8 protein-coding genes are annotated in these 12,614 nt (G+C 45.8%); all 8 read right to left on the bottom strand.

Annotated elements, in window-relative coordinates; genetic code table 11:
- Positions 1-436 precede the first annotated feature (436 nt).
- A complete protein-coding gene (locus tag CSV69_RS13005; protein WP_085428130.1) occupies positions 437-2,038 on the bottom strand; it encodes a CTP synthase in 1,602 nt (533 codons plus the stop codon).
- Positions 2,039-2,209: 171 nt separating this feature from the next.
- Positions 2,210-2,773: a DNA-directed RNA polymerase subunit delta gene (gene rpoE, locus CSV69_RS13000; protein WP_085428129.1), complete on the bottom strand. Its 564-nt coding sequence runs from the start codon at positions 2,771-2,773 to the stop codon at positions 2,210-2,212.
- 1,072 nt (positions 2,774-3,845) lie between these two features.
- Positions 3,846-7,103 carry a fused isobutyryl-CoA mutase/GTPase IcmF gene (gene icmF, locus CSV69_RS12990; protein ID WP_099693633.1) on the bottom strand — a complete coding sequence of 1,086 codons (3,258 nt, stop codon included), beginning with the start codon at positions 7,101-7,103 and terminating at the stop codon, positions 3,846-3,848.
- Positions 7,104-7,170: 67 nt separating this feature from the next.
- Positions 7,171-7,788 (bottom strand): TetR/AcrR family transcriptional regulator, encoded by a 618-nt coding sequence (locus CSV69_RS12985; protein WP_085428127.1) that lies wholly within the window; start codon positions 7,786-7,788, stop codon positions 7,171-7,173.
- A 15-nt stretch (positions 7,789-7,803) separates the two neighbouring features.
- Positions 7,804-8,943: an acyl-CoA dehydrogenase gene (locus CSV69_RS12980; protein WP_085428126.1), complete on the bottom strand. Its 1,140-nt coding sequence runs from the start codon at positions 8,941-8,943 to the stop codon at positions 7,804-7,806.
- Between the two features lie 313 nt (positions 8,944-9,256).
- Positions 9,257-10,393, bottom strand: coding sequence for an acyl-CoA dehydrogenase (locus tag CSV69_RS12975; RefSeq protein WP_099693632.1), 1,137 nt, complete (start codon positions 10,391-10,393; stop codon positions 9,257-9,259).
- A 32-nt stretch (positions 10,394-10,425) separates the two neighbouring features.
- Entirely contained in the window at positions 10,426-11,277 is an 852-nt protein-coding gene (locus CSV69_RS12970; protein WP_099693631.1) for a 3-hydroxybutyryl-CoA dehydrogenase, read from the bottom strand.
- A 14-nt stretch (positions 11,278-11,291) separates the two neighbouring features.
- Positions 11,292-12,482, bottom strand: a complete 1,191-nt coding sequence (locus CSV69_RS12965) for an acetyl-CoA C-acetyltransferase (RefSeq protein WP_085428123.1) — start codon at positions 12,480-12,482, stop codon at positions 11,292-11,294.
- Positions 12,483-12,614 lie beyond the last annotated feature (132 nt).

The raw sequence follows: 12,614 nt of genomic DNA, 5'->3' as shown, positions 1-12,614 counted from the left end.
AGGTGTTGAACTTTCGAGGCTATGAGCGGTTATCAAGGTTCTATGATCACTTAGATGAATCCATGAGCACTCGTAGCGTCTGAAAGAGCGGACAGCGCGTGCTATAGAGCGCAAAATGTGTTCTATGAGCGCTTAAACGGATTCTATGAGCGGATAGCTGACGGTGACTCGTGATGGTTCAGCTCGATCAAGTGAGACAACCAAAAGAGAGCGAGAGCCGTAGCGAAGGATGGCTGCTGCGAGTAAAAGCGAAGCGTTAGGAGCACACGTTTGCACTAGCGAACTGGTTGGCTCACCGCGATCCCTTGGGAAAAGCGTCCCCCAGCTGGAGCTTCCATCCCCTCGCACTCTCAAACTATCCCTAACTTCTACAAAGATTCTAAATACCCAAAGTCAAAAATGCCCACAGAAGAAAAATCTTCTGTGGGCATACTTTTTAGTTTTTATGCTCAAGCGCCGCGCGAATAAATTCGCGGATTAGTGGTGATGGACGATTCGGGCGTGATGCAAACTCTGGGTGGAACTGGCACGCGACGAAGTATGGATGATCTTTCAATTCCATAATTTCGATCAAGCGACCGTCCGGGCTGATTCCCGAAACGATGAAACCTGCCTCTTCCAATTGCGCACGGTACGCCAAGTTCATTTCATAACGGTGACGGTGACGCTCGTACACTAACTCTTCACCATATGCCGCAGAAGCCTTCGTGTTATCAGACACCTTACATGGATGAGCACCCAAACGTAATGTGCTGTCCGCTTCGCGTGCTGTACGACAATCTGGGTGGAACGTTGTCATTTGGTGCTCTGTCTCTGTATCGAACTCGAGTGAATGAGCAGTCTTTAGCCCAATCACATTACGTGCGATTTCAGTAGCCGCCAACTGTAGGCCTAAACTAATACCGAAGAATGGAATCTTCTGTTCACGTGCATACGTGATAGCTTCGATTTTACCATCGATAGCACGATCTCCGAAGCCGCCTGGTACTAGAATTCCGTCAACATCTCCAAGAAGTTCTGCTACGTTTTCAGACGTCACATCTGCAGAGTTGATCCACTTAATATCGATGTCCGCGTCGAATGCATATCCGGCATGACGCATAGCTTCTACTGCGGAAATGTATGCATCTTGCAATTCTACATACTTACCAACTAAACCGATTCTCACTGTTTCTTTCAGTGATTTAACCAACTTCACTAGTTCTTCCACTTCAGAAAGTTCAGGCTGTGGTGTTTCAAGACCTAAGTAATCCACAACTAGCTGATCCATGTTTTGCTCATGCAAACGAAGAGGTACTTCGTATAATGTTTCCGCATCAAGAGCTTCGATTACTTCTTCTGATTTGATGTTACAGAATAACGCAATCTTGTCTTTCATTTCTTGTGGCACTGGATATTCGCTTCGCACAACGATCATGTTCGGCTGGATTCCGAGACTGCGCAATTCTTTTACGCTATGTTGTGTCGGCTTCGTTTTCATTTCACCCGCTGCATGCAAATAAGGAATAAGCGTGTTGTGGATGTACATCACATCATCTTTTGCAAGATCTGTCTTCAATTGGCGGATCGCTTCAAGGTACGGCAATGATTCGATATCGCCTACACTACCACCGATTTCTGTAATGACGACATCTGCATTCAATGTTTGGCCGGCACGTTTAATCAATTCTTTGATTTCATTGGTAATGTGCGGAATAACCTGTACAGTTGCACCATTATATTCGCCTGAGCGCTCTTTACGTAATACTAAATCATAGACTTTCCCCATCGTTACGTTGGAGTAACGGTTACACTCGATGTCGATGAAACGCTCGTAGTGACCGATGTCAAGATCCGTTTCCGCTCCGTCTTCAGTTACGAAAACTTCACCGTGCTGGTACGGACTCATCATGCGTGGGTCAATATTGATATAGGGATCAAACTTTTGGTTCGTTACTTTCAAACCACGATTCTTAAGTAAACGTCCAAGTGATGCTGCGTTGATACCTTTACCTAAAGAAGAGACGACGCCGCCTGTAATAAAAATATATTTTGTCATGTGTAGTGCCTCCATTTATTCTTTTTCCATGCTAGTAGGGTCAATATAAAATCAAAAAAGCGCCCCGTTTGTAGCGTAACTACAATAAGGAGCGCGTATACACGAATTCATGTGTCCTTTTCAGGAGCCCATCCAAATCTTATATTTTTGGGCACTAAAAGTCAAGTCCGATTATTTCTCTTCCTCATACTCTTCGTCTTCTTCGTCGTCCTCGTCATCTTCTTCATCGATATCGAGTTCTTCTTCAGGAATCACTTCTAGGTCGTCATCAGGATCGATTAAATCTTCCTCGATTTCAACTACATCCTCTTCATCTTCTTCGTCATCCACGTCATCGTCTTCTTCGCCAAGTTCAACGTATTCTTCATCGAAGATTTCTTCTTCGTCATCGTCTTCTTCAATATCGTCTTCGTCATAATCTTTTTTCTTCTTTTTCTTCTTGCGTACTTTTACAACTGGTGCAGTTTCTTCTTCGATCTGGTCAACTGGGTACCATTCACGCAGTCCCCAACGATTTTCTTCGATAGCTAGGAATCTGCCGTCGATGTTCAAGTCTGTATAGTATTGAAGAACTTTCTCCTTCAATTCTTTTTCCGTAATACCTGTAAGTTTACGGAACTCTTCCATCAATTCTGCCAATGTGAGGGATTCGCGGCGTTCTGTTAGTACTTGGTGCGTAATATTGATTAATGATTCTTCGAGTAGTTCTTCTTGCGTCATGTCATGGATATTCAATGTATGGCACGTCCTTTCTTCTATCAATCACACGCGGAACCGACCAAGTCAGTGAATGATTTGGCCGATCAACGTTTTTTATCTTGTAGCATATAAGCATAGTGTACATTATATACGTTATTTCTTCCAATATGCTACATTCTTTTACTTCTCTTTATATTTCTATACTCAGATATGGTCAAATACCCCAGGTAGACTGCCGCAATGGTGAAGGGGATTGCGCCGAGTCCGTTGTTGTAGAAGATGAGTGTGAGCGTAATTAAGAGAGTTATTATAATTGCGTGGTAGTACCATCTCACATTCAGCACGCCCCTTTTCTTCGTTGTTTCCATTATACTGACTAACTTGCTAATTTATCCACTATGAGTTGGAATGAAATTCAAGTAATTTATTGGATTACATCTGCCCTTTGAAATTGATTGGCGGAAATTGTGTTGGGGTGGGGATTTGCGCTTCGGAGGGGACGCTTTCCTGAGGGTTCGCGGCGAACTGATCCTCCAGGAGTCGCCCCTCCTAGTGCAAAGACGTGCTCCTAACGCTGCGCTTTTACTCGCAAAAGCCGTACTCCGCCACGGCTCTCGCTCCAATCCCTTTGCAATGAGAGTGGTTGATACTTTTTGTTAGTCATTAAAGTAAGTTTTGTAATACACTTCTAAACATTAGTTCTTGAATCTAAAGAAGTTAAAACAAAGCAATAATTTACACACCACCTACAGTGAGTGATCTAAGTATCCGTACTCTCGACGTAGGATGGAAGCGGAAGTTGGTGGCGAAGTGCAAAGATGTGCTCCTAACGCTTCGCTTTTACTCGCAAAAGCCGTTCTTCGCTACGGCTCTTCCCGATGGATCAGCTCGAAAGATGAGACAACCAAAAGGGAGCTTGCGACCTGGTCGGCTCACCGAGAGCCCATGGGAAAGCGTCCGCCAACTGGAGCTTCCATCCCCTCGTACACACAAATTCATTTACTATTCGAAAGCTATTGCTTTTGAACTTAAATGAGTACATACCCATTAAAAAAAGAGGATGCCGCCAGAAGTTATGGCTTCTGTGACATCCCCTTTTCGAGACGCGTTACATATTACGTCGGTACTGGCCGCCTACTTCATACAAAGCATTGGTAATTTGGCCTAGACTTGCGACTTTGACCGTCTCCATTAGCTCAGCGAAGACGTTGCCGCCAGTGACCGCCACTTCCTGTAGTCTCGCAAGTGCCTGCTCCGACTCGTCTGCATGTGTCGAATGGAATGCACGCAGATTACTGATTTGAATCTGCTTTTCTTCCTGAGTCGCACGTGCAATTTCCATATTGTCAATATCTTCCTCAGACGGCGGATTCGGATTCAAGTACGTGTTGACACCGATAATCGGTAGCTCGCCCGAGTGCTTTTTCATTTCGTAGTACATCGACTCTTCCTGAATCTTACCGCGCTGGTATTGAGTCTCCATGGACCCGAGTACGCCGCCACGATCGTTCAGGCGATCGAATTCTTGCAATACCGCTTCTTCTACTAGACTAGTCAGTTCTTCGATGACAAATGCGCCTTGTAGCGGATTTTCGTTTTTCGACAAGCCGTGTTCTTTCATGATGATCATCTGGATCGCCATTGCACGACGAACAGATTCTTCCGTCGGTGTCGTGATCGCTTCGTCGTACGCATTAGTATGCAGCGAGTTACAGTTATCTTGCAATGCCATTAATGCCTGCAATGTCGTACGGATGTCGTTGAAGTCGATTTCTTGCGCGTGTAAACTGCGGCCAGATGTTTGAATATGGTATTTCAGTTTCTGACTGCGTTCATTCGCACCGTATTTATCGCGCATTGTGATCGCCCAGATACGACGTGCGACGCGACCGATTACTGTGTATTCTGGATCAAGACCGTTTGAGAAGAAGAACGACAAGTTCGGTGCAAAGTCGTCGATATTCATTCCGCGGCTTAAATAGTACTCGACATATGTGAAGCCGTTTGCAAGCGTGAAAGCCAGTTGAGAAATCGGGTTCGATCCCGCTTCTGCAATATGGTAGCCCGAAATGGATACAGAATAATAATTACGAACTTTTTTATCGATGAAGTACTGCTGGATATCGCCCATTAAGCGCAAAGCAAACTCTGTAGAGAAGATACATGTATTCTGTCCTTGGTCTTCTTTTAGAATATCTGCCTGCACAGTGCCGCGAACTGTTTGGAACGTCATCTCGCGTACTTCCGTGAACTCTTCTACCGTTAACGTACGACCTAATTCTTCTTCTTTCTTGCGTACTTGCTGATCAACAGCCGCATTCATGAACATCGCCAGAACTATCGGTGCCGGTCCATTGATTGTCATCGAAACAGACGTCATAGGCGAGCAAAGATCAAAGCCATCATAAAGCTTCTTCATATCTTCTAGCGTACAAATACTTACTCCGGACTCTCCTACTTTCCCGTAAATATCAGGGCGTTCGTCTGGATCTTCACCGTATAACGTCACGGAGTCGAATGCCGTAGACAAACGTTTCGCATCATCATCTTTTGATACGTAATGGAAACGACGGTTCGTACGTTCCGGTGTTCCTTCACCAGCGAACTGACGACGTGGATCTTCACCTACACGCTTGAATGGGAAAACGCCTCCTGTGTACGGGAATGAACCTGGAACGTTTTCGCTGTTTACCCAGCGAAGGATTTCTCCATAGTCTTTATACTTCGGCAAGACCACTTTCGGGATTTTCAAACCAGACAGGCTGATCGTGTTGAGCGCCGTGCGTATCTCTTTGTCACGGATTTTGGTTATATATTCATCCTGCTCGTAAGACTCGCGCAGCGGCCCCCAGTTTTTGATGGTGCGCTTCGTTTCGGATGTCAGTTGCTCTTCGACGCCCGCTTTCAAGCTGTTCAATGAATCCAGTAGTGCTTCATTGGAATCGGCTTCTTTTACAGCTTCTATAGCACCTTCTAATTGGAACACGCGACGCGCCAGTTCTTCTTGTTCCTTGGATTTCGCATGATAGTTGCGGATAGTAGATGCGATCTCACGCAAGTAATGGCTGCGGTCAGGTGGAATAATGACCGTTTGTTTTTGATTCGTGACGAAGTCAGTATAACTTGTCGTCCAGTCGGAATCTGTTGCTTTATTCAGTTTATCGACAAGCGCCGCAAACAATGTATTCGTGCCTTTATCGTTAAACTGGCTTGCGATCGTACCGTAGACAGGCATCGTTTCAAGATCCTTATCAAACAGTAAGTGACTGCGCTGATATTGCTTGCGTACTTGAATCAATGCATCTTCTGAACCTTTACGTTCGAATTTATTGATAACAATCAAATCCGCAAAGTCGATCATGTCGATTTTCTCAAGTTGTGTCGGTGCACCGAATTCACTCGTCATCACGTACATCGACACGTCGGAAATATCCGTGATGCGCGCATCTCCTTGCCCGATTCCGCTTGTTTCGACGATGATTAAGTCATAGCCAGCTGCTTTTGTGACATCGAGCACATCATGAATGGCAGTTGTCAGCTCAGAGCGAGATCCTCGTGTTGCCAGACTACGCATGTAGACACGGTTATTGAAGATCGCATTCATACGAATACGGTCACCAAGCAACGCGCCCCCTGTTTTTTGTTTCGTTGGATCAACGGAAAGAATCGCAACTTTTTTGTCAGGAAATTCGCGTAAGAAACGTCGAATCAATTCATCTGTCAATGAACTTTTACCCGCTCCGCCTGTTCCTGTGATTCCAAGTACCGGCGTTTGCTTCGACATGGAGCGTGCATGATCAAGCAACTGCTCCGTCGCTTCGTCTTTATTCAAATGTTTTTCTTCAACATATGTGATTAGATTGGCTAGGATACCTGGCGTTTCTGCTGTCAGTTGTTCCAGGTTGGCTTCTTCGCTTTCGGGAGTCGTGGAGAAATCCGATAGTTCCATGATTTTATTAATCATACCTTGCAGACCTAGTTTTCGACCGTCTTCTGGCGAAAAGATCCACTCAATACCGTAATCATGCAACTCTTTGATTTCCTTCGGGATGATGACTCCTCCACCACCGCCGAATATCTTAATATGGGAAGCACCTCGTTCCTTCAACAAATCATACATGTATTTGAAGTACTCGACGTGGCCACCTTGATAGGATGACATCGCAATTCCTTGTACATCTTCCTGAATGGCAGCGTTTACAACTTCTTCAACCGATCGGTTATGTCCGAGGTGAATGACTTCTGCTCCTGTAGACTGTAAAATTCTCCGCATAATATTGATGGATGCATCATGTCCATCGAATAAACTGGATGCCGTCACAAAACGAATATGATGTTTCGGTTTATATATTTCTTCAGTTGCCATTTGCCTTCCGCCTTTCGTACATGCCGACCGCCGCTGTGAACTCGTCACAGCGGAGTCTGCAAGTGTTTTACTTTTCAAGCCCTTTGATAATTTGCTCTGTTTGTATATCGATATAGCGTTGCAATGAATATTCTTTGCGCAGTGCCCATCTTCTAAACGACCACATTTGACCCGATACTAAAATATGGTGCGCCGTCAACGATACTTCATCCGGTCCAATACGCAGATTTCCCGCTTCCATGCATCGACGGATGATTGTCTCGAATTGCTCAACCATCTCCAGCTCCTTCGTTAGAACGTAGCGCAATGCTTCTCTCGGCAAGGATTTTGACTCCTGGTACATGACGAGGAACTCATCGGACATTTGATCGATCACTTCGTAATACCGCGAAATTGCTACGCGCAATCCTTCTATCGTTTTATCATTCGTGTCGAGTTCGGAAAGACGGATTTTGACTTCATTGTAAATATTGTCGCAGACGAGATACAGAACATCTTCCTTTGTCCGGATATACTCATACAGCGTCCCTATACTGAAGCCGGCTTCTTTGGCAATTTCACGTGTTGTCGTACGGTGAAACCCTTTGTTGATAAACAGCTTAACAGCGCCTCGACTAATTTGTTCGCGTCTCCTCTGAATAAGCTCTTCATCTTTGACAGTAGATTTCACTTCATGTTTTGGCATTGGGTAGACCCCCTGTTATTTCGTCAGCATACGAGAAATGACGAGACGTTGAATTTCTTGTGTACCTTCATAGATTTGCGTAATTTTCGCGTCACGCATATAGCGTTCTACCGGATAATCTTTCGTATAACCGTAGCCGCCAAACACTTGAACCGCTTCAGTAGTCACTTTCATCGCTGTATCGCCAGCCATTAGTTTGGCCATGGCAGATGCTTTACCATATGGCAGATCATTGGATTCAAGCCATGCTGCTTGGTATGTCAATAGACGAGAAGCTTCTGTCGCAGTTGCCATATCCGCCAATTTGAAGCTGATACCTTGATTCGCAACGATTGGCTTACCGAATTGTGTACGCTCTTTTGAGTAATCGACAGCAGCGTCGAGTGCGCCTTGTGCAATGCCGACTGCTTGAGCTGCAATCCCATTACGTCCACCGTCAAGTGTTTTCATAGCAATAATGAATCCGTCGCCTTCTTCCCCAAGAAGGTTTTCTTTCGGTACGCGACAGTTTTCGAGTACAACTTCTGTTGTAGGCGATGAACGAATACCCATTTTCTTCTCTTTCTTCCCTACAGAGAAACCTTCGAATGTGCTTTCTACAATGAATGCGCTCGTTCCTTTATGTTTGGATTCGGGATCCGTTACAGCGAAGACGATATATGTGTCGGCAATTCCGCCGTTTGTGATGAAGATTTTCGAGCCGTTTAGCACGTAGTCGTCACCGTCAAGCTTTGCCGTAGTTTTCATGCCACCTGCGTCTGAGCCTGAACCTGCTTCTGTTAGGCAGTATGCGCCCATTTTCGAACCTTCTGCAAGTGGACGTAAGTATTTTTGTTTTTGCTCTTCGTTGCCGTATTTGTATAGTGGCCATCCTGCTAGAGATGTGTGTGCGGACAGGACGACGCCTGTGGATGCGCAGACACGGGATAGTTCTTCTACTGCGATGACGTAGGCTAGGAAGTCGCTGCCGATTCCGCCGTATTCTTCTGGCCATGGAATGCCTGTGAGTCCGAGTTCGGCCATCTTGTGGAAGATGTCCATGTCGAAGGTTTCGTCTTCGTCTCGTTGTGCTGCGGTTGGTGCTACTTCTTTTTGTGCAAAGTCGCGTACCATTTTTCTAATCATTTCGTGTTCTTCTGATAATTTAAAGTCCATTGTTCTCCCACCCCTTGTTATGTTTGGTTAATAAAATCTCGGTTCTGATTACGTAAAGCTTTAATTTGGATAGTGGTTGGGGATTGGAGCTCCAGACGGGACGCTTTCCGCGGGCATGGCTTGAGCCTCCTCGTCCGCTTCGCTACCTGCGGGGTCTCAAGGCTCATGCTATTCCCGCAGGAGTCGCCCGTCTTCCGCTCCAATCCCTACGTATAAATCTATCAAGCAATGTAATGTCATTGAAATTAGTATATTTTAATAAATATTACGCTGTTCGCCTAAATTGAGGGTCGAACCGTGCATTGACAGTTTGTTAGTTCGTAACGTGCTTGGCGATGACTACTTTTTGGATTTCGCTTGTGCCTTCGTAGATTTGGCATACTTTTGCGTCGCGGAAGTAGCGTTCTACTGGGTAGTCTTTGGTGTAGCCGTAGCCGCCGAATACTTGGACGGCTTCTATGGAGTTGTCTACGGCTGCTTGGGATGCGAATAGTTTGGCCATGGAGGCTTCTTTGCCGCATGGTTTGCCTTCTGTTCGTAGCCACGCTGCGCGGTAGACTAGTAGGCGGGCCGCTTCTGTTGCGGTTGCCATGTCGGCTAGTTTGAATCCAATGCCTTGGTTGGCGGCGATTGGTTTGCCGAATTGTTCGCGTTCTTTTGCGTAATCTACAGAGGCTTCTAGTGAGGCTTCTGCTATGCCTAGTGATTGGGCTGCGATTCCGATTCGGCCTACGTCGAGGTTGGCCATGGCAATTTTGAAGCCGCCTTCTTCTTCACCAAGCCTATTTTCAACAGGTACTTTCATATTGTCGAAGCTCAGCGCGACGGTACGTGATCCATGTAGGCCCATTTTCTTTTCGTCTTTGCCAATCGATAATCCCGGTGTATCTCGGTCGACGATGAATGCGGTGATGCCGTACGTTCCTTTTTCAGGAGCCGTGTTGGCAAAGACGATGTAGACATCTGCTTCTCCACCGTTTGTAATGAACATTTTAGAGCCGTTGATCACGTAATGGTCGTCGACTCGCTTAGCTTTTGTTTTCAATGAACCTGCGTCTGACCCAGAAGATGCTTCTGTCAGGCAGAATGCACCAAGGTATTCACCTGATGCCATCTTCGGCAAGTAGCGGTTCTTTTGTTCTTCCGTACCGAAGTAGAGGATTGGATTCATTCCAACAGAAGTATGGACAGACAACACGACGCCCATGACGGCGCTGACTTTCGATAGTTCGTGAATCGCGATGATATATGACAGGAAGTCCATTTCTGAACCTCCATATTGTTCAGGCGCTGTAATTCCCATCAATCCAAGCTCGCCCATTTTCTCTAGTAGTTCACGTGGAAACTCCCCATCTTCCATCCGAGGAATCCAAGGTTCGATCTCGTTCTTTGCGAAATCACGAACCATTTGGCGCATCATTTGTTGTTCTTCTGTTAATGTAAAGTCCATCCTTCTCACCTCTTGCTTTCAGCTTAATCAATTTATTCGTAGGTATAGAAACCGCGACCTGTTTTCTTACCGTACCAGCCTGCTTTCACGTACTTACGCAATAATGGACATGGTCGGTATTTTGAATCGCCGAATCCTTCATACAGTGTTTCCATAATATAGAGGCATGTATCGAGTCCAATGAAATCTGCCAACTGCAGGGGCCCCATTGGATGATTCATCCCCATTTTCATGACATCGTCAATTGCTTCTTTCGTTGCGACGCCTTCGTATAATGTAAAGATCGCCTCGTTGATCATCGGCATCAGCACACGGTTTGCAACAAATCCAGGTGCGTCATTCACTTCAACTGGTGTTTTATTGAGCTTTTTCGTCATGTCTTCGACCGCTTGATAGACATCATCATCTGTTGCGAGTCCTCGGATGACTTCTACGAGCTTCATGACCGGTACCGGATTCATGAAGTGCATGCCGATTACTTTACCTGGGCGTTTTGTTGCTGCACCAATTTCTGTGATTGGCAACGAAGACGTATTGGTCGCAAGAATTGTATGCTCTGGCGTAATTTCATCCAGTTCTGCAAAGATCTTTGATTTAACCGCCATATTTTCAACTGCCGCTTCGATGACGATATCGGCATTTTTGGCATTTTGCATATCAGTCGATTTCGTGAAACGGCCTAGAACCGTTTCTTTTTCTTCTTCTGTCATACGACCTTTTTCCACATTGCGTTCCAAGTTCTTCGTGATGACCTTAAAACCTCGATCATACGCTTCTTCATTTAGATCATGAAGTGTCACTTGATAGCCCGCTTGTGCACAGACCTGGGCGATTCCTCCACCCATTTGTCCTGCACCGATTACGAATACATGTTCAATTGTCATTTGGAATCCCCCAATCAGTTAGTTTTAGGTACTTCGATCATGATGGCATCCCCTTGACCGCCACCTGAACAGATTGCTGCGATACCGATTCCGCCACCACGACGTTTTAATTCATTCGCTAGTGTAAGCACAACACGCGCTCCACTCGCACCGATTGGGTGTCCTAGTGCGACTGCTCCACCATTGACATTCACTTTTTCTTCATCGAGCCCAGCGATTTGTGAGCTAGCCAGCGCAACGACTGCGAATGCTTCATTGATTTCGTATAGATCGATTTCGTCTGCAGTTTTACCTGTTTTCTCAAGTAATGCCTTGATGACGTGACCTGGTGTTTCAGGGAAACGTTCTGGTTCGATCGCGACTTCTGCGTGCCCGAGGATGACCGCAAGTGGCTCTTTGCCTTGTTTTTTCGCTTCTTCTTCATTCATTAAGACAACCGCGCACGCTCCGTCATTGATGCCTGGTGCATTTCCTGCTGTGACACTGCCTTCTTTACCGAAAGCCGGACGCAATTTGGCTAGCGCTTCAAGCGAGCTACCTCTACGTGGACCTTCGTCTTCCGTTACAACGATCGGATCGCCTTTACGTTGTGGAATGCTGACTCCAACGATTTCTTCTGCGAATAATCCGTTATCGATTGCTGCAAGCGCACGTTCATGACTGCGCAGTGACCATTTATCTTGCGTTTCACGGCTCACAGAGAAGTCGTTTGCTGTGCTGTTTCCGTATGTGCCCATGTGGACATTGCCTTCGGAGAATGAACATGTCAGTCCATCATAGATCATGCCGTCTACCAATGTGCTATCGCCCATTTTCAAACCTGAACGGACATTTGCATAATACGGTGCATTGGTCATAGATTCCATACCGCCTGCGACGATTGTCGTCTCATCGCCAAGACGGATGAGCTGATCTCCGAGTGTGATACTGCGCATGCCTGAAGCACATACTTTGTTAATTGTTTCTGTTTTAACGCCGTATGGAATGCCGCCTTTGACAGCTGCTTGACGGGAAGGAATTTGACCTTGGCCTGCTTGCAATACTGTTCCCATGATGACTTCGTCTACTTCATCGCCTTGTACTCCAGCGCGTGAAAGCGCTTCCTTTATTGCGATACCACCAAGATCACTTGCTGTTTGGGACTGCAATGCACCGCTTAGTTTTCCAAATGGTGTTCTAGCACCTTGTAAGATTACTGTTCTCATTTTCAAATTCCTCCTATTTTGTGTACTGACTGAACGCTCGCTCGATATTTGTTTAATAAAGAAGAGGGCACGAAGACCCTCTCATTTATCTATTCAGTTGCATGTTAGCGTTTTAGATACTCTTAATTGTAC

Source organism: Sporosarcina sp. P26b (genome assembly GCF_002743245.1).
GTDB classification, from domain to species: Bacteria; Bacillota; Bacilli; order Bacillales_A; family Planococcaceae; genus Sporosarcina; species Sporosarcina ureae_C.
This window is presented reverse-complemented; position numbering and strand designations above follow the sequence as displayed.